This is a genomic window from Parabacteroides goldsteinii, from assembly GCF_020091425.1.
Lineage (GTDB): Bacteria > Bacteroidota > Bacteroidia > Bacteroidales > Tannerellaceae > Parabacteroides > Parabacteroides goldsteinii.
This window is the reverse complement of the sequence record NZ_CP081906.1, coordinates 3,284,179-3,306,482: the sequence shown is the minus strand read 5'-3', so window position 1 is coordinate 3,306,482 and position 22,304 is coordinate 3,284,179. Positions and strand designations below refer to the sequence as shown.

Genomic DNA, 22,304 nt, shown 5'->3' with positions numbered 1-22,304 from the left:
TAAATAATTAATCCCGGGATTTTTTCCCGGGATTAACCCTCTCTTAGTTATGACGGGACTTTCTTGTGCCATCTCTCTTGGCAAATCCCTTATCGCCTTTTTCCTTTTGACTAATTATATCCCTATATTTTATAACATTACCATGATCATGTAACAAAGTTCGTTTATTCGTTTTACCTTGCCAAACTTATCTGATGGATAATATTTATGAGCTGATAGACTTTGTTTATAACAGGTGGTATTTTGTTTTTAATAAATTATTTTGGTTTAATATAGTCTTTGATTTATAAAGTTTGCTTTTCTTTGTAAACTGATTCAAATCTAAATTGTGATGGGAAACTCATTAGTCGAACAGCAGCTGATAACAAATTTCTTTGTTTATTATCCTAAGGGAGGTGCCTTATATGATAGTGATGGTTTGTTGATTGCTTTAAATAAGGCAATGTGTGAAAAGTTTGCTATAACAGATTTATCAGACTTCCTTTTGAGTAATTTGTTTGAAACGACTTTTCTTTCAGATATGCAAAAGACTTATTTGCGGAATGGGAGTGTGGTCAGCCATAACCTGCCGGTCGGATTTTCTATTATTCCCGGATTCTGTGAGGATGGAAAGATCATAGGTTACACCTTATTGCTGACCGATCCGAGTCCTAAAGAATGGGATGTTACGACGTATGACCAGAAGATGCGGGAGTTGACCGATATTTCAGAGAAGGTCGCAGAAGCTGTACCCGATACCATCCTGTTGGTAAATGACAAACTTATTGTAGAGCGGATCATCGCCTATGCTGCCGAAACCTGCATTACCCCCGAAGCAGCCAATCGACGGATTGACGATTTACCCGGTTTTATCTATCCGGATGAAACAAAGAGGAATATGGCGAAAGTTGTACAGAAATGTCTGGATACATCGGAAGTTATTAATCTGGATATGTCGATACCCGGTCACAATGCTCCTATTGTCTATTTTAAGATACGGATGGTACCGTTGCATCATAAATATGTGGTGATTTATATTCGTAACGTATCCGAAGAAGTGGAACGGGAAAAGGAGAACAAAACATTGAGCGGTAAATTGTCAGAGAGCCGGACCATGATGGAACTGGCTTTGAAGAATAGCCATATCACGACTTATTCATTTAACTTTCATCGTTTCCAGACTTGCGACAAGGAACATTGTAACCATTGTTTCCAGTTTTACGGAGCCAACAATTACCTGTTGGAAAGGAACAAATACATCTGCCGTGCCTTGTCTAATCTGCGTCATCCGGATGACAGGGAAGACTTTTTCTTGTTATTCAATGAGATAAGGAATAAAAAGCTGCCTGAGTTTGCTGTTAATTTCCGTTTGAAAAACGATGAGGGCGAGTATCGGAGCTATGAGGTAATAGGGAGGGCCCTGGAGTATAATGATGACGGTCAGGTTAATCTTATTGTGGGATGCATGGTGGATAACCAGAAATATATAGAATATGAGCGTACCCTGATAGATGCAAAGGAGAAGGCAGAGAATGCTGATCAGTTGAAATCAGCCTTTCTGGCAAATATGACACATGAAATCCGCACTCCGCTGAATGCCATAGTCGGTTTTTCGGACCTGTTATCTATAGAGACGGATCCGGAACTGAGAGAAACGTACATAAGCCTTATAAAATCGAACAATGAGTTGTTGCTGCGGCTGATAAACGATGTGCTGGATATTTCAAAGATAGAATCAGGCATGGTGTCTTTTGCTTATACGGACGTGTATCTGCCTTCTGCTATGCGGGATATGTACAATGTCATGCAACTCAGGATGCCGGAAAATGTGGAATTGATTCTGGATCCGTGTCCTGATATTATGATCCGGACGGATAATAACAGAATGGTGCAGATTCTTAGTAATTTACTGACGAATGCTATAAAGCATACCTCTTGCGGCTCTATCCGTTTTGGGTATACCTTGGAAGGGGATCATGTTCATTTTTATGTATCAGATACCGGCAAAGGTATTCCGGAGAAGGAGCTGGATCATATTTTCGGTCGTTTTGTACAACTGAAAGGGGCTTATAACGGTATAGGTCTGGGATTGGCTATCAGTAAAGGACTGGTGAATAAGATGGGGGGCGAAATTTCCGTTTCATCCAAAGTCGGGGAAGGATCTACTTTCCGTTTCACATTGCCTTTGGCTAACATTCTTTCATAAACTCCGTCGGTGTTTTTCCGTACTGTTTCTGGAAGCAGGTGGAGAAATAGGCCGGAGAGGAGAAACCTGTCCGGAATGCAATTTCGTTGATTCGGTTTTCCCCGTTTTTCATTAGCAGGACTGCTTGTTTCAGCCGTGCGATCTTAATGAATTCGACCGGAGATAAACCAGACAGACCTTTTACTTTCCTGTACAGGCTGGAGGTACTCATGCCCATTTCTGTTGCCAGCATTTCAACGTTCAGCGCATCGTTGGTGATATGTTCTTCCAGGTATGCGTTGAGTTTCCGGAGGAAAAGATCATCGACTGTAGAAACGGCCAGGCTGGTTGCCGGCGTGGAAGGTGTTTCCTTGTATGTTCTGGTCAGTACTTCCCGGCTTTTCAGCAGGTTTGCGACCTGGGCAACAAGCAACTCTATCGAAAACGGCTTTTCCATATAAGCATCGGCTCCGTTGTTCAGTCCTTTTAACCGGGATTGCAGATTATGCTGGGCTGTCAGCAGGATAAAAGGAATATGGCTGTAATTGACATCATTCTTTACTACGTTGCATAGTTCGAAACCATCCATAACAGGCATCATGACATCGCTGAGGATCAGGCTTACCGGCTGGTCTTTCAGGATACAAATTGCCTCTTTTCCGTTGGCGGCTTCCCGGATGCGGTATGTTTCTGCCAGTTCTCTGGCGATAAATCGCCGCATATCTTCCTGGTCTTCTACGATCAGGATCATAGGCTTATCATCATTCTGATCGTCGTTGCTTTCCGTAATGGCGTCTTCCGTATTCTTTCCGGTTGTCAGCAGGTAGCAGTCTTCCTGTTCTTTGGGCAGAGTCAGGATAAACCGGTTCATTCCTTCCGGAGTCTGTGTGTAGTTCAGGGAACCTTTATGAAATTCGGCTAACGAACGTGCCAGGGAGAGGCCGATACCGCTTCCCTGTTGGTGCTCTGTCTCTTTCAGGCGGTAGAAAGGAGTGAAGATGTTTTCTATTTCGCTGTCAGGGATCAGCATGCCGTCGTTGGTAACGGATATGATAAATTCCTTCCCGTCTTCCTGCCTTTGTAATTGCAGAGAGATATATTTGTCCGAGTATTTTATAGCGTTGGTCAGCAAGTTGTTCATGATCTTGGAAAAAGCCTCCCGGTCGATGAAAGCATAGAATGATTCGTCGGGAATATCACAGGTGAATCTTTTATTCTCCTGTTCTATGACTGGCAGGAACGGTTGCAGAATAGTATGGAGCCAGAGCGTTACGTCTGTGTGTACATAATTCAGTCTGAATCCCCGGCTTTCCGTTTTCCGGAAATCGAGCAACTGGTTACTCAGGTTCAATAACTGCTGTGTGTTTTTCTCTATGATTTGCAGGTTCTCCCTGGTAGACGGATTGCCGTCTTTCGATTTGATGATCTTTTCCAAAGGGGCTTTGATAAGGGTAAGCGGGGTACGTATCTCATGGGTGATAAAGGTGAAGAACTGTATTTTTGCATCATATAGTTCTTTTTCTTTTTTGCTTTCAAACAAGTCCTGGTTTATACGGTGTTTTTCCTCCAGTTTGGCCTTTTTATAATTGTAGAAGAGGACTATGCAAATACAAATAATCACGATATAGACAAAAAATGCCCATCCGGTAGCCCAGAAGGGAGGTGTGATAATGATCTGTAACGATTGTTCGTTGTCCTGCCATAAGCCGCTGCTGTTGGTTGATTTCACTTTGAATGTGTATTCACCCGGGGAAAGATTGGCAAAAGTTACATTTTTATTCTGGTCCATATAGTTCCAGTCTTTATCCACCCCTTCCAGCTTGTACGCATACCGGATGGCATCCGGAGAGGTATAGCTGAGGGCTACATACGACAGAGTAAATGTGGAGGCATTATAGGGCAACTTTAACACTTTCGTGTCTTCGATGGAAGAAGTAGGAAGGTTATATTTGTTTTCTTCATTGTCCGGGAGATTGATCCCGGTGATATACATGGGAGGCATAAATGTGTCTTCTTTGAATTGGGACGGGTTGAATGACAGCATTCCGTTGATGGTTCCCATATAGATTGTCCCGTCGGGTGCCTGATAGGAAGAGCTGTAGTTGAATTGTGTTTCATGCAGCCCGTCGGTATATGTATAAGTTCGCATCGCATAGGTCTCCGGATTGAATCTGACCAGGCCGTTTGCCGTAGATAACCAGAAATTATGTGAATCGTCTTCAACGATCCTGTAAACGATATTGCTGGGCAGTCCGTTGTCAGTGGTGATTCGGTTAAAATATTGTGTCTCTTCGTTGAAAAGGGAGAGGCCACTTACTGTGGTAACCCAAATCCGGCCTTTTGAATCTTCGAATACGGAGGTCGTATTGTTGTTGCCGATGCTTTCGGATTTATTACTGCCGGACCGGTATTGCTCTACTTTGTTTTCTTTGCGGAGGTAATGATAAATACCGTTAGAGGTTGCCACCCATATATCGCCCCGGCTGTCCTGGTATATTTGTCTGATAAGAGCATAAATATTATTCCAGGGACTGAAACTTTCCGTTTGTTTATTGTAAATCATTAAGCCGTTGGAGGTACCCACCAACAACTCATTTTCGCGTGTCTTATAGAAGCAGAGGATAAAATTACTGTTGAGGTTTGTTTGGCTGTTTTCCCGTGAATAATGTTTGATGATCTTGCCGGAGGGGATGTCCAGCACATCGATCCCTTTGTTGAATGTCCCGACCCATAGCTGGTTTTCGACAGCCAGTAACCCGTGAATGTTGGTAGCCGATAGCGGATGGCTGGGATTATTGTATGAATAATTGGTGATCTCTCCGGTCCGGGGATTGTAACTGTTGATCCCGTTATCCTCTGTTCCCAGCCATAGGTTGCCGTAGCGGTCGGGCGTGATTTCGCGGATTGCGTTTCCGAGTAGCTGGGGATGTGTTTTGCCTCCGATAAAATAGCTGAATCGGGTATACTCCTTTGGCAGGTAACTGATCCCTCCGAAAAAAGAGCCGGCCCATATACCTCCCTCACGGTCTTTGGTGAGTGAATAAACGGCGTTGTCGGCAATGGCGTATTCGTTTGTCAGAGATTTTCGTAGGTTTGTAATTGTTTGGTCCTGTGTGTTGTAAATGTAGATGCCAGATTCCGATGCAATCCAGTAGATGGTAGTATTGTATGGGATGATGGCACGGACCTGTATTTCCGGGATTATTGTCACGACACGCTGGGCCTGATATTTGTAAAGCAGAAGTCCGGCCTGGTTGGTGCCGCCCAGAATACCCAGGCCGGGAATCTGGCATACCGCTTGCAGGGCGATCTGGTTACTGATCTGCTTTTCATTCAGGAATGGGATCTTCTGAAAGTTATCTGTCTCGACCTTGTAGGTATATAGAGATTGCCTGTCAGAAAAAAGGGGGTTCCCGTCATTTGTCAGGGTAATAATAGCCGGATGGAAAAATTCTTCTGCCGGATAAGTTCGTGAACTGCTGTCTGCCGGATTATAGCGGACAATCCGGTTATAGTCGATAAACCAGAGATTTCGGTCTTTGTCTTCCGTACCGGCAAAAAATGATTCGGACTCATTTTGTCCGGACGATAACCGGAACGGATGGAATGTATCCGTCCTGTAATCGTAGTAACAAGTTCCTCTGGCTGTAAAAATCCATATCTTTTCGTCGGAACTTTCAAAAAGGTTGACGATACAATCGTTGGGCAGGCTGTTCGGGTTGTATGAATTGTGCCTGTATATTTTAAATGTATGTCCGTCGAAACGGTTCAATCCGTCTTCGGTACCAAACCACATGAATCCCCGCTGGTCCTGTAGGGAACAATAAACCGTGTTATGCGATAATCCCTGCTTATTGTTGTAATGCCTGAAATGCGGATCGTTGGCATATCCGGGCAGGCAGAGCAACAATATAAATAAACAGGCGGCCAGCAGCGGTATTTTCTTCATATCGATTGATAATAGTGTTTCTCGAAGGCAAAGCTAATAAATAAATAAGAAAAATAAGCCAATTATGGTTGTTCTGAATGATATTTGAAAGCATATGCCCGAAAATTGAAAGTCCTTTTGCCTGGAAAGCAGTTCTTTTGCACTAAAAATAACGAATGGTAACTTTAATATCCGAGAACATGAAGAAAGCAGTATTGGTATGTTGTGCTTTGGCACTTACTGTATGTGCGCAGGCTCAGTGGAAGCCGGCAGGTGATAAGATCAAAACAAAATGGGCGGAACAGATCAACCCCCAAAACGTATTACCGGAATATCCCCGTCCGCAACTGGAACGTACGGACTGGGTAAATCTGAACGGAGAATGGGAATATGCCATTAAACCGAAAGGAGAGGTGGAACCAAACTCCTTTGACGGGAATATCCTGGTTCCCTTTGCGGTGGAATCTTCCTTGTCCGGTGTTCAGAAAGAAGTAGGAGAAAATAATGAATTGTGGTATAAACGTTCATTCTCTGTTCCTGCGAACTGGAAGAATAAAGATGTGGTACTTAATTTCGGTGCCGTAGACTGGAAAGCAGATGTGTTTGTCAATGACATTCTGATAGGCTCTCATCAGGGTGGTTTTACTCCTTTCTCATTTAATATCACTCCTTATCTGACCGGAAAAAGTAATCAGAAACTGGTTGTTCGTGTGTGGGATCCGAGCGATAGAGGCTATCAGCCACGCGGAAAACAGACCTCTAATCCGGAAGGCATCTGGTATACCCCTGTTACCGGAATCTGGCAGACTGTGTGGTTGGAGCCGGTAGCCACCAACCATATTACTTCGGTAAAGTCGATCCCGAATATTGATAACGGGACGATGAATGTAACGGTAGGTACTTCGCAGCCCTGCAATACGGCTGTTGTCGAAGTTAAGTTGCTGGATAAAGGGCAGGTTGTTGCTTCGGCAAAAGGCGTCCAGGGAAAAGAACTTCGCCTGGCTGTGCAGAACCCGACTCTTTGGGATACTTCCAATCCGTATCTGTATGATATGAAAGTATCGTTGACGAAAGATGGAAAAGTAGTGGATGACGTGAAATCATATACGGCTTTCCGTAAAATATCATCCAAAAGGGATGCGAACGGGATTATGCGTATGCAGTTGAATAATAAAAATCTCTTCCAGTATGGTCCGCTGGATCAGGGCTGGTGGCCGGACGGATTATATACGGCTCCGACGGATGAGGCTTTGCTGTATGATATCGTTAAAACAAAAGACTGGGGTTTCAATATGATCCGTAAGCATGTGAAAGTGGAACCGGCCCGTTGGTATTATCATTGCGATAAGGAGGGTATCCTGGTTTGGCAGGATATGCCGAGCGGTGATATGGGTAATCAGTGGGCACCTCATACTTATAATGGCGGAACGGATAAAGAACGTTCTTCCGCATCGATTGCAAACTACTATCAGGAATGGAAAGAAATTATGGACTTATGTGTATCCCATCCGTCCGTTGTCGTATGGGTTCCTTTCAATGAGGCATGGGGACAGTTTGATACCGAAAAAGTGGCTGAATGGACAAAGAACTATGATCCTTCCCGCCTGGTAAATCCGGCCAGCGGAGGAAACCACCGGGCTTGCGGCGACATTCTCGACCTGCATAATTATCCGGGACCGAGCATGTTCCTGTTTGACCCGCAACGGGTAACTGTGCTGGGTGAGTACGGCGGAATCGGTCTGCCATTGGAAAACCATTTGTGGTGGAATAAACGCAACTGGGGATATGTCCAGTTCAAGAACAGCGACGAAGTAACAGCCGAATATGTAAAATATGCCAACGAACTGAAAGAGATGGTTGACCGTGGTTTCTCCGCAGCCGTTTACACCCAAACGACAGATGTGGAAGGCGAAGTGAACGGCCTGATGACCTACGACCGTAAAGAAATCAAGATAAACGAAGCCGCCGTGAAGAAAGCCAACCAGGCGGTGATTAACCAATTGTCAAAGTAGATTTATTCTATACCAAGTAAGAAAATTTACATTGTTGAAATAGTTGTCCCTATACCTTTTTTGCAGGTATAGGGACTTCTTGTGTAAATCAATTAAAATAAGTACATTTGCCGGATAAATGAATATGATAATGAAATATAATACAGAAGAAAAGAAATTGGTTATGCCCGAATACGGACGCAATATCCAGAACATGGTTGATTATTGCGTTGCAATAGAGGACAGAGAAGAACGTAAACGTTGTGCCAATACGATAATCAACATCATGGGAAATATGTTTCCCCACCTGCGTGATGTAAACGATTTCAAACACATTTTGTGGGATCACCTGGCTATCATGGCAGATTTCAAGCTGGATATCGACTATCCTTACGAAATCGTGAAGAAGGAAAATTTATATGCCCGTCCTCCCCGTATCCCTTACAATAACAACCGTATCCGCTACCGCCATTACGGAAAGACATTGGAACTGATGATTCGTAAAGCAACGGAACTGGAAGCGGGAGTGGAGAAAGACCAGCTTATCAAACTGCTGGCTACCCAGATGAAGAAATCTTTCCTTACCTGGAATAAAGAGTCGGTCGACGACCGTAAGATATTCAAAGACCTTGACGAACTGTCAAGCGGTAAGATCGTTTTGGATGAAGAAGTTCATAAATTAGCAGAAAGCCGCGATATCCTGGCCCGGAATAATACTAACAAAAAGAATTATCCCCGTAAAAGCCGATGAGTTCGTTTGTTATAGAAGGTGGTTATAAATTATCCGGTGAGATCACTCCGCAAGGAGCCAAGAACGAGGCGCTGGAAGTGATCTGTGCCGTATTATTGACTTCGGAGAAAGTAACGATCCACAATGTTCCCGATATCCTGGACGTGAACAATCTTATCCAGCTATTTCGTGACATGCAGGTGAAAGTGGAACATCCTGCTGCCGACACCTATACCTTTCAGGCAGATGCCATCGACCTGGATTATCTGAATACGGAAGACTTCCTGCGTAAAAGCGGGTCCTTGCGCGGTTCGGTGATGATCGTCGGTCCGCTGGTGGCCCGTTTCGGAAAGGCACTGATCCCGAAACCGGGAGGCGACAAGATCGGACGCCGCCGTTTGGATACGCACTTTGTCGGTATCCAGAAGTTGGGTGCTTGTTTCAGCTATGATGCCGAACGCCAATTGTATGAAATCGAAGCCAAACGTTTGAAAGGTGCTTATATGCTCCTGGATGAGGCTTCAGTGACCGGTACCGCCAATATCCTGATGGCAGCCGTGCTGGCCGAGGGGACAACTACCATTTATAACGCCGCCTGCGAACCCTATTTGCAGCAATTATCGTCCATGCTCAACCAGATGGGTGCCCGCATATCGGGGGTAGGTTCTAATCTGCTCACCATCGAAGGGGTCGAGTCCCTGGGAGGAACTACCCATACCATTTTGCCGGATATGATCGAAGTCGGCAGCTTTATCGGTATGGCAGCCATGACAGCATCGGACATCACCATAAAAAATACCGGATATGACAAGCTGGGAATTATCCCTGAGTCGTTCCGCCGCCTGGGTATCACTGTCGAACAGATAGGCGATGATATCCATATTCCTACACACGATTCTTACGAAATAGATACCTTTATCGACGGTTCTATCATGACGATAGCCGATGCTCCCTGGCCGGGACTTACGCCTGACTTGTTGAGTGTCTTCCTGGTGGTTGCCACCCAGGCTGTCGGTAGTGTGCTGATCCATCAGAAGATGTTCGAGAGCCGCCTGTTCTTTGTGGATAAGCTGATCGATATGGGGGCGCAGATCATCCTTTGCGACCCGCACCGGGCTACGGTGATCGGTTTGGGTAACCGTTTCAAACTACGCGGTTCCAATATGGTGTCTCCGGATATCCGTGCCGGTATCGCCCTGCTGATTGCGGCAATGAGTGCCGAAGGAACCAGCCATATCCATAACATTGACCAGATCGACCGTGGATATCAGAATATCGATAAACGTTTGAATAACATAGGAGCCCGTATTACCCGGCTCTGACATTCCCTGTTATGATAAGAAAAGAAGAAGTTTTTAAGATCGGGCAGTTTGCCAAGCCTCACGGGATAAAGGGAGAAATCTCGCTGGTGACCAACTGCGACCTGTTTGATGATGTCGAAGACCCTTGTATCATCTGTGAAATGGATGGCATCCTGGTACCCTTTTTTATCGAGGAATACCGTTACAAGACCGATACCGTCATGCTGGTGAAGCTGGAGAATGTAGACGACGAGAAAGCCGCCCGTGAGTTTACGAACCGTGAAGTCTTTTTCCTGCTGGAAGATGCAGATGAGGAAGATTTGGTGGGCGACATGTCATGGGACAGCTTTGTCGGATACACTGTGACCGACGAGCGTCACGGGGAACTGGGCAAGATCACCGACGTGGATGAAACGACGATCAATGTACTTTTGCAGATCGACCATCACGGCAATGAACTGCTGCTTCCGGCTGTCGAAGAGTTGATAACGGCTGCGGATCATGAAAACAAAACACTGCGGGTATCCGTTCCTGAAGGTCTGCTTGATTTATAATAACGTTAATTAGAGTAAACAATGCCCGTGTAGATACGGTTTTTGTTACTTTTGCGTTTTAACATAAAAACATGGCACGAAAACAACGAAAGAACAATAAGAAATCATTCTGGCACCGGATAAGGTTTAAATACAAGCTGTCTTTTTTCAATGAAACGACGCTCGAAGAAGTATGGTCTTTCCGTTTGTCGCAATTGACGGCATTTCTTACCCTTGCCCTGTTTGCTTTCATGCTGATTGCTTTCACTGCGCTGATTATCATTAAAACACCGATACGAAATTATTTGCCGGGTTATCTGGACGTGGAAATACGTAAGGAGATCGTGCAGAATGCATTGCGTGCCGATTCGCTGGAGCGGATGATCTCTATCCAGTCGCTTTACCTGGAAAATGTAGCCGGTATCCTGTCCGGTACGATCGAACTCGATTCTATCCGTCAGATAGATTCCCTGGCCCATGTGGATGCCAATTATGAGATTCCCCGCAGCAAATCGGAAGAGAAATTTGTAAAGAGTTTTGAGGAAGAAGAAAAGTATAACCTGACGGTGCTGAATCCGAATCCGGTTCCTACCGACGGTATCTTTTTCTATAAGCCGGTAAACGGTGTGGTCTCTTCGCATTACGAGGCGGATGCCCGTCATTTCGGGGTAGACCTGGTGGCAGCTCCGAAAGAAAGCGTACTGGCAACTCTGGACGGAACGGTGGTATTCACCGGCTTTGATCCCAATTTCGGAAATGTGATCCAGTTGCAACACAAGAACGGATTCCTGTCCGTTTATAAACATAATGAATTATTGCTGAAAGAGATTGGCGACCACGTCGTTGCCGGCGAAGCGATCGCTTTGGTGGGAAACACGGGGAAACTGTCTACCGGTCCGCATCTCCATTTCGAGTTGTGGTATAAAGGTATTCCGGTCAATCCAGAAGAATATATAGCTTTTTAAATCGATGAAAAGAAGTTTAGCCATATTAGGTTCTACCGGTTCAATCGGGACACAGGCTTTGGAGGTGATCAGCGAACATGCCGATCTGTTTGAAGTATATGCTCTGACCGCTAACAACCAGGTAGATTTACTGATTAACCAGGCACGAAAATATATGCCCGAAGTGGTCGTTATTGCCAACGAACAGAAATATCCCGAACTGAAAGAGGCTTTGGAAGATTTGCCGATCAAGGTGTGGGCCGGTTCGGACGCTATCGCCCAGGTGGTACAGTCGGAGCCAATCGACATGGTACTGACTGCCATGGTCGGATATTCCGGCCTGAAACCGACGATTGCCGCTATCAAGGCAGGTAAGGCCATAGCGTTGGCAAATAAGGAAACATTGGTGGTAGCCGGCGAACTGATTACCTCGCTTGCTACGGAACATAAAGTGCCGGTGTTGCCGGTCGATTCTGAACATTCCGCCATTTTCCAGTGTTTAGCGGGAGAATGGGAGAATCAGGTGGAAAAGATCCTGCTTACCGCATCCGGTGGTCCGTTCCGCACGAAGACGATGGAGGAACTGGCAGTGGTCACCAAGGCACAGGCGTTGAAGCATCCGAACTGGAGCATGGGAGCAAAGATCACGATCGATTCGGCTTCTATGATGAACAAAGGCTTTGAGATGATCGAAGCGAAATGGCTGTTCGGCGTAACGCCTGAACAGATACAGATCGTAGTGCATCCGCAGTCGATCATTCATTCGATGGTTCAGTTTGAAGACGGTGCTGTGATGGCTCAGTTGGGTATTCCGGATATGAAATTGCCGATCAGTTATGCGTTTTCTTATCCGAAGCGCCTGACGAGTAAGGCTCCCCGGTTGGATTTTAACCTCTATTCCACGTTGACGTTCGAGGAACCCGATATGACGCGTTTCCGTAACCTGGCTTTTGCGTTCGATGCCATTCGTACGGGAGGAAATATGCCGTGTATCCTGAATGCTGCCAACGAAGTGGTGGTGGCTGCTTTCCTGCGCGACGAAATAGGTTTCCTTCAAATGAGTGATGTGATTGAAAAGACGATGGCGACCTCTTCTTTTATCGCAACGCCTACCTATGAAGATTATGTTGCGACAGATGCCGAAGCACGTAGGGTAGCGGCTTCGGTCATGAACACGATAGCCGGAAAATAAACCGGGGAAGGTTATATGAGTAAAAAGAAATAAATTAATACAGACAAACAAATAGATGGAGACATTTTTAATTAGAGCGTTACAGCTCATCCTGAGCTTATCGATATTGGTCCTTGTACATGAGTTCGGACATTTTATCTTTGCCCGTATTTTTAAGGTACGGGTAGAGAAGTTTTATCTTTTCTTCGATCCTTGGTTCTCATTGTTCAAATTCAAGCCGAAGAACAGCGAAACGGAATATGGTATCGGCTGGCTGCCTCTAGGCGGTTATTGCAAGATATCCGGTATGATCGACGAAAGTATGGACAAGGAAGCGATGGCACAGCCTGCCAAACCGTATGAGTTCCGTTCCAAGCCGGCCGGTCAGCGTTTGATGATCATGATCGCAGGGGTTTTGTTTAACTTCCTGTTGGCGTTGTTTATTTATTCGATGGTGCTTTATACCTGGGGCGAAACTTATTTGCCTCTGAAAAATATGAAGCATGGCATGTATTACAGCGAAGCATTTCAGGAGGTAGGTTTCCGCGACGGTGATATCCTGTTGAAGGCCAACAATGAGGAGCTGGACCGCCTGGATCAGTCCAGCTTCCGTAAGGTAGTGGAAGCAAGTAATGTAACAGTCCTGCGTGATGGTGTGGAAACGGTCATTCCTATACCGGAAGATATGATGCAGCGTTTTATGCGCGAAGGAAAAGGATTTGCCAGTCCGGATCGTGTTCCGATGGTTGTAAAGAAACTTTCTGAGAAAGATTCGCCTGCTGCTACTGCCGGTTTGCAACCGGGAGACAGTATTGTCTCGATTAACGGCCAGGCAACCCCTCTGTTTGAAGATGTGGCTAAAATGCTGGATCAGAATAAAGGAAAGGATATTACTTTGGGATTTTACCGTGACGGAATGGAACAGTCGGTCGTTATCCAACCGGATACGGCGGGTAAGATCGGTGTTTATCTGATGAGTAAAACGGATTTATACCCGACGGTAACCCGTACTTACGGCTTTTTCGAATCGTTTCCTGCCGGTGTCAGACTGGGTATCAATACCTTGAAAGGCTATGTGAACGACATGAAGTATGTATTCACTAAGGAAGGCGCTTCGAGTTTGGGCGGCTTTGGTACGATCGGCAGCATTTTCCCGACAGTTTGGGATTGGCAGGTGTTCTGGATGCAGACAGCCTTCCTGTCAATCATCCTGGCCTTTATGAATATATTGCCTATTCCGGCATTGGATGGTGGCCATGTGATGTTCCTCTTGTATGAGGTAATTGCCCGTCGCAAGCCGAGCGACAAGTTCCTTGAATATGCCCAGATAACCGGTATGTTCCTGCTTTTCGCTTTGCTGATCTACGCAAACGGTAATGATATATTCCGCTTCTTCTTCAAGTCCTGAAGTAGACCGGAGGTTTTTTGAGCACGTGTTATCCGAATAGATAAAATTCGGGTGACATGTGCTTTTTATTTATATTTGTTTGTATTATATTTGCGGAAAGATGAGGAATCATCCCCGATGATTCATACAATCAATGGGAATGATTTATATAATCATCCGGGATGATTCTTTGTCGATTCACAGATAAGGAGGAATAAATATGGCATTTTACAAGAAACAAAAGTTAGGAAAAAAATGGTATCCGCGGGCAGTGACGGGAAAGAGCCCGTTTACGACAGACGATGTAGCAGCTCGTTTGTCAAAGATTTCCACTGTGAGCCGTGGGGATACGTATGCCGTATTGGCAAATCTGGGTGATGTGTTGGCCGATATGTTGAGCACAGGGCAGTCGGTACGCTTGATGGGGATTGGAACTTTCTATCTGACCTGCCAGTCCGTCGGGCAGGGGGTGGATATGCCTGAAGAGGTATCACCTCGGCAAATTACAGCCGTTAAGGTGGGGTTTATTCCTGAATACAAGCGTGGTCATAAAGGGCAGATTACCGAACAGACCTTGATTGCAGAGGATTTGGAATGGATTTGTTTGGAGTAAATCGAACGGAGATTATAAAATAAGGCACGGATTATGATGTGTATCCGTGCCTTGTTTTGTTGTATAACCGAATGTGTGGATTCAGGGGATGTTATTTAGCCAATGTTTCGTTGATGGAATCAAGGATTTTCTTGGCGTTAGCGTTCGCTGCGTTAAGAGCTACTGCCTGTTCCATATATTCTTTTGCCTTTTTCATCTGAACGTCTGCCTTATCTTTTTCAGCTTCATATTTAGCCGGGTCGGTAGCAGCAGCCAGAATCTTGGCTCCTTCGTTGTAATACATGGCTCCTAAGCTATACAAAGCATTTTCTTTGTATTTGGGATTGCTTACGATCAGCACGTCTTTGTATAATTCTTCAGCATCAGCAATCTTTCCGCTTTTTTGTACAGCCTGACCTTGTTTCATGCAATATACATAAAGCAGTTTTTCCAGATCTGCATCACCCGGTTTAGCTTTCAGGCCGGCTTCAACGGTTGCAGTAAATTCGGCAGCTTTATTCAGGTTACGCAATGCCATTGCTTTACCTGTATAAGCGTCATCAATGTTTTTGTTCTTTTGAATAGCCAGATCGTAATACTTTACAGCATCTTCATACTTTTTTGCCTGGAAAGCGGCAAATGCACAGTTGAAAACACGGTCTGCATCTTCATTGTTTGTTTGTTTCAGGAACCCGTCATACTTTGTAAAAGCTTCTGCATAGTTCTTTGCTTTCAAGGCAGCATCACCTTCATCACGCAGTTTGTCAGCGTCTTGTGCAAATACGTTTCCAATACTCAGGCAAAAAGCCAATAACAAAACAATTTTCTTCATGGTTGTTAAACGATTTAATTTTTATTATTAGTTGCGCTAAGGTAGTAACCTCAATAAAAGTATCAAAGCGATTTTACATTTTTTTGTAATTATAAAGGAAAGAGAGGGAGTAATTGATTTATCAAAGTTGGATGAAACCAGTGTCATCTGCGTGCTATTTGTAGATTATAATACCGCCGGATAACAAGGTAATCCGAACGCTTCGGCAACAGCGGGATAGACAATCTGTCCCTCAATGATGTTCAATCCGGGATAGAGTGTCTTATCTTCTTTGCAGGCTTCTTTCCAACCTTTGTCTGCCAGTTCCAGCACGTAGGGGAGGGTAGCATTGGTCAATGCCAGCGTGGAAGTCTGGGGCACGGCACCCGGGATATTGGCTACGCAATAATGTACGATACCGTCGACTGTGTAAACGGGATCGGCATGGGTTGTCGGATGTGAAGTTTCGAAACAACCGCCCTGGTCGATCGCTACGTCTACCAAGACACTGCCGGGTTTCATTAGTCCCAGCATCTCTTTTGTGATCAGATGAGGAGCCTTGGCTCCGGGAATCAGGACGGCACCGATCACCAGGTCGGTCGCCGGAAGTTCCGTTTCGATGTTATGCGTAGAAGAATATAAAGTCCTGACATTGGCGGGCATGACCTCTTCCATATGGCGCAGGCGTGGAAGTGAGATGTCGGCTATTGTCACGTCGGCACCCATTCCGGCAGCCATCAGCGCGGCATTGTAGCCAACTATACCACCACCGAGTACCAGTACGCGGGCAGGTTTCACTCCCGGTACGCCACCCAACAGGATGCCTTTGCCTCCCTGGGGTTTCTCTAGGAAACGTGCGCCTTCCTGTATCGACATGCGACCGGCGACTTCGCTCATAGGGATTAATAAAGGAAGTGTACCGTCCGGATTTTCTACCGTTTCGTAGGCCAGGCAGACGGAGCCGCTGTCCATCATGGCAAGCGTCAGCTTTTCGTCCGAGGCAAAATGAAAATAAGTAAAGACCAGTTGTCCTTTCCGTACTAAAGGATATTCTACGGCAATCGGCTCTTTTACTTTCACGATCATTTCAGCAGTCTGGTAGACGTCGTTGATCGACGGGAGAATCTTTGCTCCGACTGTCTCATAGGCTGAATCTGGAAAACCGCTGTTCTCACCCGCAGTATGCTGCACATATACGGTGTGTCCTCTTTTTACCAACTCTTTTGCTCCGGCAGGCGTAAGCGCTACCCGGTTCTCATTGTTCTTGATTTCTTTAGGAATTCCGATGATCATAATGTTAGTCTTTAATAGTTATTATGCTGCAATGTACAGAAAAATATGACATTATGCTGTTAGAAATCTCTTTTTATTACTTATTGACAAAAATAATAAGATGGTAAGAGATGGCTGAAGTATAGAAATAATTGAACTGTCTGTTTATAGTGACTGGTTGTAACTGGCTCAAAATGGATAACAACCTAATTATCATGGTGCTATCGTGAAACAGTAAAGAGAAAGCAGACTTGTTCTATTGTTCTCCGGATATTCCGGAAAGCATAATTGGGGTGCATAGCTTCTTCCAAACTAACCGGAGCGGGGTGTATAGGAAAGATTGCGGATAATCCGGCCTGTTGTAATTGTTTGTCCGTTTCTGCATCTGTTTCCACTTGTCCGGTGATGGCGATAACAGGTATATGCTGTGATGCTGCAATGCGGGCGATGCCGACCGGGACTTTTCCGAACAGGGTTTGCCTGTCTATTTTTCCTTCGCCGGTGATGACAAGGTCGGTCTCCCTGATTATTTCTTTGAAATGGATATATTCTGTAATCAGTTCGATACCGGATGAAATCTTTGCCTGAAGGAAGGCTATGCAGCCGCCTCCCATGCCTCCTCCGGCTCCTGCTCCGGGCAGGTCACTGATGTCTCTGCCGGTTGTTTCAAGGATTAGGCCGGCCAGGTGTTTCATCCCTTTGTCGAGTGCTTCGACTTGTATTTCATTGCCTCCTTTCTGAGGGCCGAAGATGTGGGCGGCTCCTTGCGGGCCATAGAAAGGGTTGGTCACGTCTGTCGCTATATGGAAGGTGCAGGCGGATAATTCGGGAAGCTGGCTCCGGGTGTCGATATGGCAGATAGCAGAGAGCACCTTTCCGCCCTTTTCTACTTCGTTGCCGTTATCGTCGGTGAAACGGACTCCTAAGGCCTGCATCATGCCGACACCTGCATCGTTCGTGGCACTGCCGCCCACACCGATGATGAAGTTACGGCAACCGCGATCGACGGCATCGGCTATCAGTTCGCCGGTTCCGTAAGTGGTGGTGTGCATCACGTTTCCTTCTTTCCGGGGAATCAGGTCCAGTCCGCTGGCTGCCGACATTTCGATGACAGCGGTTTGTCCGTCACCGGTTATGCCGTAGCTGGCCTGGATGGGTTGCATGAATGGATTATGTACAGGAATCGTAATAACTTGTCCGTGAGTAGCCTGTGTCAGTGTTTCAACAGTACCTTCGCCACCATCGGCAATGGGCACCTTTATTACTTCGCATCCGGGGATGACATGGTGAATTCCTTCCGCTACAGCCTCTGCTATATCGGAAGAAGAAAGACAGCCTTTAAAAGAGTCGACGGCGATGACAACTTTTTTCATGTTCAATGGCTTATGAACCCTGTTTACCGGTATATTCGATAATCAATTCATCAATGAGGTAGTTATCACTCATGCAGTGCAGATCTCCTATTTTCTGACGTAGATATTGATAGGTATTCGATTCATAAAAAAGCGCTAATGCTCTGCGACTACTGATTCCCAGGCGTTTGGAAAGTCCCATGATAATCCGGGCATATTTCATTTGAAGCAATGTATTATTGGCTTGTGACATCGTTTCTTTCCTCCTTGTTAATGTTAGTAGCATCTATAAAATGCAGATATTTATCTATAAGTGATTGGTTTAACAGACATATCTGATTATTCGGTTGTTCATAACTAAGACGCTTCATTCTCCTTTCTCCCTGTTTTTCAGGGCTAATATAATATCTTCAGTTATATGTTGCTTGCTTTGGGTATGAAGAACTTCGTAACAGTCGAATAATAAATCATCAATAAGTCCCAGGTTATTTAATCTGGAATAAATATTTTCCGGCAGTTCATTCAACTGTTCCGCAACATTTTCGATACAGAAAACAACGAATTCCATTTTCTTTTCTTCTAATGTCATGGGATTTATCTTTATTGTGATCTGGTGCAAATATAGAAAAAAAGGGCAGCTTTTACAAGCCACCCTTTTCTTATCTGTTATTCTGTCAGGTATTATAAACCTTGTCCGTGACAGTTTTTGTACTTCTTTCCGCTTCCGCAAGGACAAAGATCGTTACGGCCTACGCGTTTTTCGGCGCGAACCGGTTCTTGTTTAGGCTGTTGCGGTGCACGTTCTTCCGGATCATTGTTTCCGCTGATGTCGGTTTTCTCCGTACGATAGCGGCTCATGTCCTGGCGTTGTTCCGGACCGGCCTGTTTTACTTCGATACGCTGGCGTTCGGCAGCTTGCTGAGCAGCTTGTGCAGCAGCCTGGCGCTGAGCCATTGCCCGTTTTTCTTCTTCTGTCGGTTCCTCACGTACCGGAATCTGTCCGCGCATCAGGACGGCGGCAGTCTTACGGTTCATGGTGTCGACCATTGTCTTGAACAGGTTGTATGATTCCAGCTTGTAGATCAACAACGGATCTTTATTTTCGTAGCTGGCATTCTGTACCGAGTGGCGCAGTTCGTCCATTTCACGCAGGTGTTCTTTCCAAGCCTCGTCTATCGTATGCAGAACGATTGATTTCTGGAATGATTTTGCGATTACCTTGCTTTCTGTTTCGTATGCTTCCTTCAGGTTACATGAAACATTGTACATGCGTTTTCCGTCGGTTACCGGGATCATGATGTTTTCATACATCGCACCCTGGTGTTCGTAAACCTGCTTGATAACCGGGTTGGCTACCTGCGTCATACGTTCCATACGGCGCTTGAATGTCTGCAATGCGTTTTCGAACAATTTGTCTCCCAATTGAGAGGCTTTCATGCTCTTGAACTCTTCTTCGGTGAACGGACTTTCCATTGCGAATGTCTTGAACAGTTCCAGTTTGAAACCTTCATAGTCCAGACCGTCGGAATGCTCTTCGGCGATAGCGGTAGATGTATCGTAGATCGTATTCAATACGTCCAGTCCGATACGTTCTCCCATCAGGGCGTGACGGCGGCGGGTATAGATTACGTTACGCTGTGAGTTCATTACGTCATCATATTCCAGCAAACGTTTACGGATACCGAAGTTGTTTTCTTCCACCTTCTTCTGTGCACGTTCCACTGACTTACTCAGCATATTGTGTTCCAGCACTTCGCCTTCTTTGAAGCCCAACTTGTCCATCAGTCCGGCAATCTTGTCGGAAGCGAACAGACGCATCAGGTTATCTTCCAGTGATACGTAGAATACAGAAGAACCCGGGTCACCCTGACGTCCTGCACGACCACGCAACTGGCGGTCTACACGACGGCTTTCGTGACGTTCCGTACCGATGATAGCCAAACCGCCTGCTGCCTTTACTTCAGCCGACAGCTTGATGTCGGTACCACGACCGGCCATGTTGGTTGCGATAGTTACCGTTCCGCTCTGACCTGCCAGGGCAACGATCTCGGCTTCTTTCTGGTGTAACTTCGCATTCAATACATTATGTTTGATCTTACGCAGGGTAAGCATACGGCTCAGTAATTCCGAAATTTCTACGGAAGTCGTACCTACCAGTACCGGGCGTCCGGCTTCAACCAATGCGCTGATTTCTTCGATAACAGCGGCGTACTTTTCGCGTTTGGTCTTGTAGATACGGTCGTTCATATCGTTACGGGCAATCGGACGGTTGGTCGGAATCACTACGACATCCAGTTTATAGATGTCCCAGAATTCACCGGCTTCCGTTTCTGCCGTACCTGTCATACCTGACAGTTTGTGGTACATACGGAAGTAGTTCTGCAAAGTGATAGTTGCGAATGTCTGTGTGGCAGCTTCCACTTTTACACCTTCCTTGGCTTCGATAGCCTGGTGCAGACCGTCGGAGTAACGACGACCGTCCATGATACGTCCGGTCTGTTCGTCGACGATCATAACCTTGTTGTCCATCACTACATATTCATCGTCTTTTTCAAACAATGTGTAGGCTTTCAGCAACTGGTTGATTGTATGTACACGTTCGCTCTTGACAGAATAGTTAGCCAGGATTTCGTCTTTCTTAGCTTGCTTTTCTTCTTCTGTTCCCTTGAAGTTTTCCAACTGGGAAAGTTCGGAAGTGATATCTGGCAATACGAAGAATGTCGGGTCGTCGGAACGGCCGGTCAGCAGGTCGATACCCTTATCGGACAGTTCGATACTGTTATTCTTTTCGTCGATCACGAAGTACAGTTCGTCGGTAGCTTCGTGCATGTGGCGCATGTTTTCAGACATGAAGTATTCTTCCGTCTTCAACATCTGTGCCTTGATACCTTGTTCGCTCAGGAATTTAATCAACGCTTTGTTACGCGGATATCCCTTGAATGAACGATATAATTGAATAGAACCTTCTTCTACTTCTTTCGGGTCGCTGCTGGCCATTTTCTTTTTGGCTTCGATCAGCAACTTGGAGCAAAGGTCTTTCTGTGCGTTTACAACGATTTCCACATTCGGACGGAACTGTTCGAACAACTGTTCTTCGCCACGGGGTATCGGACCGGAAATGATCAACGGTGTACGGGCATCGTCGATCAATACAGAGTCGACCTCATCGACGATGGCGTAGTTGTGTTTGCGCTGTACCAGATCGTTCGGACTGATCGCCATGTTATCACGCAGGTAGTCGAAACCGAATTCGTTGTTTGTACCGAAGGTGATGTCTGCATTATAAGCTGCGCGGCGGGCATCCGAGTTAGGCTGGTGCTTGTCGATACAGTCTACGGAAAGTCCGTGGAACATATAAAGCGGTCCCATCCATTCCGAGTCACGTTTTGACAGGTAGTCGTTCACAGTTACAACGTGTACGCCGTTACGGGTCAAGGCGTTCAGGAATACCGGCAGGGTTGCTACCAATGTTTTACCTTCACCGGTTGCCATTTCGGCGATTTTACCTTTATGAAGAACGACACCACCGAACAACTGAACGTCGTAGTGTACCATATCCCAGGTAATTTCGTTACCGCCGGCCTTCCAGTGGTTCAAGAAGATAGCCTTGTCGCCTTCGATACGGACAAAATCGTGTTTGGTTGCCAGGTCGCGGTCGAAATCGGTAGCGGTAACCACTACTTCTTCGTTTTCCGTGAAGCGGCGGGCTGTTTCCTTCATGATAGAGAATACTTCCGGAAGAGATTCTTCCAGGACCACTTCCATCTTGTCGGTGATAGCCTTTTCAATTTTATCTACTTCTGCCCAGATGGCTTCACGTTCTTCCAGTTCTTTATCATCGATGCCTTTACGGAGGTCTTCCACCTGTTTCCGTTCATCGGCTACATAGTCCTGAATACGTTGTTTGATTTCATCTGTTTTTGCTCTTAACTCATCGTTTGAGAGCTTCTGGATTGACGGATATACGGCCTTGATCTTATCCACGTATGGAGTGATCTCTTTCAGGTCTCGCTGCGACTTGTTGCCGAACAGCTTCGTCATAAATTCATTAAATCCCATGATATATATTAATTTATTTTATTTCGTAAAGTGTTTATTTGCTGACGATCGGATTTAATTGATCACCGG

Annotated in this window: 16 protein-coding genes; 9 read left to right on the top strand and 7 right to left on the bottom strand. The window is 45.7% G+C overall.

Going from position 1 to position 22,304, the window contains the following annotated elements; translation table 11 throughout:
• Positions 1-331: 331 nt before the first annotated feature.
• The gene (locus tag K6V26_RS14735; RefSeq protein WP_224265707.1) at positions 332-2,185 is read left to right on the top strand and encodes a PAS domain-containing sensor histidine kinase; all 1,854 of its coding nucleotides are present in this window, start codon (positions 332-334) and stop codon (positions 2,183-2,185) included.
• Here the strand turns inward: K6V26_RS14735 and K6V26_RS14730 are convergent.
• A complete protein-coding gene (locus tag K6V26_RS14730; protein ID WP_224265706.1) occupies positions 2,169-6,113 on the bottom strand; it encodes a hybrid sensor histidine kinase/response regulator transcription factor in 3,945 nt (1,314 codons plus the stop codon). The genes K6V26_RS14735 and K6V26_RS14730 overlap by 17 nt on opposite strands.
• 179 nt (positions 6,114-6,292) lie before the next feature.
• Here K6V26_RS14730 and K6V26_RS14725 point away from each other — a divergent pair, with 179 nt between their 5' ends.
• The 8 genes from K6V26_RS14725 (at position 6,293) to K6V26_RS14690 (ending at position 14,762) form a co-directional block, all read left to right on the top strand.
• Complete coding sequence (locus tag K6V26_RS14725; RefSeq protein ID WP_224265705.1) at positions 6,293-8,104, top strand: glycoside hydrolase family 2 protein; 1,812 nt, start codon at positions 6,293-6,295, stop codon at positions 8,102-8,104.
• A gap of 130 nt (positions 8,105-8,234) precedes the next feature.
• Complete coding sequence (locus tag K6V26_RS14720; protein ID WP_007658975.1) at positions 8,235-8,834, top strand: DUF4290 domain-containing protein; 600 nt, start codon at positions 8,235-8,237, stop codon at positions 8,832-8,834.
• Complete coding sequence (gene murA / locus K6V26_RS14715) at positions 8,831-10,135, top strand: UDP-N-acetylglucosamine 1-carboxyvinyltransferase (protein ID WP_007658974.1); 1,305 nt, start codon at positions 8,831-8,833, stop codon at positions 10,133-10,135. The genes K6V26_RS14720 and murA overlap by 4 nt, the downstream gene beginning before the upstream one ends.
• Before the next feature lie 11 nt (positions 10,136-10,146).
• A complete protein-coding gene (gene rimM / locus K6V26_RS14710; protein WP_195438609.1) occupies positions 10,147-10,668 on the top strand; it encodes a ribosome maturation factor RimM in 522 nt (173 codons plus the stop codon).
• 71 nt (positions 10,669-10,739) lie between these two features.
• Positions 10,740-11,612, top strand: a complete 873-nt coding sequence (locus K6V26_RS14705) for a M23 family metallopeptidase (protein ID WP_007658971.1) — start codon at positions 10,740-10,742, stop codon at positions 11,610-11,612.
• A 4-nt stretch (positions 11,613-11,616) separates the two neighbouring features.
• Entirely contained in the window at positions 11,617-12,783 is a 1,167-nt protein-coding gene (locus tag K6V26_RS14700) for a 1-deoxy-D-xylulose-5-phosphate reductoisomerase (protein WP_224265704.1), read from the top strand.
• Positions 12,784-12,838: 55 nt separating this feature from the next.
• Positions 12,839-14,170, top strand: coding sequence for an RIP metalloprotease RseP (rseP, locus tag K6V26_RS14695; protein ID WP_048315033.1), 1,332 nt, complete (start codon positions 12,839-12,841; stop codon positions 14,168-14,170).
• A 199-nt stretch (positions 14,171-14,369) separates the two neighbouring features.
• On the top strand, positions 14,370-14,762 hold the full coding sequence (locus K6V26_RS14690) for an HU family DNA-binding protein (RefSeq protein ID WP_007658958.1): 393 nt from the start codon (positions 14,370-14,372) through the stop codon (positions 14,760-14,762).
• Between the two features lie 91 nt (positions 14,763-14,853).
• On the opposite strand, the gene K6V26_RS14685 is transcribed toward K6V26_RS14690, so the two are convergent.
• The 6 genes from K6V26_RS14685 to secA all read right to left on the bottom strand — a co-directional run bounded on the left by K6V26_RS14685 (position 14,854) and on the right by secA (position 22,235).
• Positions 14,854-15,573 (bottom strand): tetratricopeptide repeat protein, encoded by a 720-nt coding sequence (locus K6V26_RS14685; protein ID WP_007658956.1) that lies wholly within the window; start codon positions 15,571-15,573, stop codon positions 14,854-14,856.
• A gap of 165 nt (positions 15,574-15,738) precedes the next feature.
• Positions 15,739-16,845 (bottom strand): alanine dehydrogenase, encoded by a 1,107-nt coding sequence (gene ald, locus K6V26_RS14680; RefSeq protein ID WP_224265703.1) that lies wholly within the window; start codon positions 16,843-16,845, stop codon positions 15,739-15,741.
• Positions 16,846-17,045: 200 nt separating this feature from the next.
• Entirely contained in the window at positions 17,046-18,197 is a 1,152-nt protein-coding gene (locus tag K6V26_RS14675) for a glycerate kinase family protein (protein WP_224265702.1), read from the bottom strand.
• A 10-nt stretch (positions 18,198-18,207) separates the two neighbouring features.
• A complete protein-coding gene (locus K6V26_RS14670) occupies positions 18,208-18,462 on the bottom strand; it encodes a DUF3791 domain-containing protein (RefSeq protein ID WP_044214752.1) in 255 nt (84 codons plus the stop codon).
• Positions 18,463-18,543: 81 nt separating this feature from the next.
• Positions 18,544-18,765, bottom strand: coding sequence for a DUF3791 domain-containing protein (locus tag K6V26_RS14665; protein WP_224265701.1), 222 nt, complete (start codon positions 18,763-18,765; stop codon positions 18,544-18,546).
• Positions 18,766-18,857: 92 nt separating this feature from the next.
• Complete coding sequence (secA, locus tag K6V26_RS14660; protein WP_224265700.1) at positions 18,858-22,235, bottom strand: preprotein translocase subunit SecA; 3,378 nt, start codon at positions 22,233-22,235, stop codon at positions 18,858-18,860.
• Between the last annotated feature and the right edge of the window lie 69 nt (positions 22,236-22,304).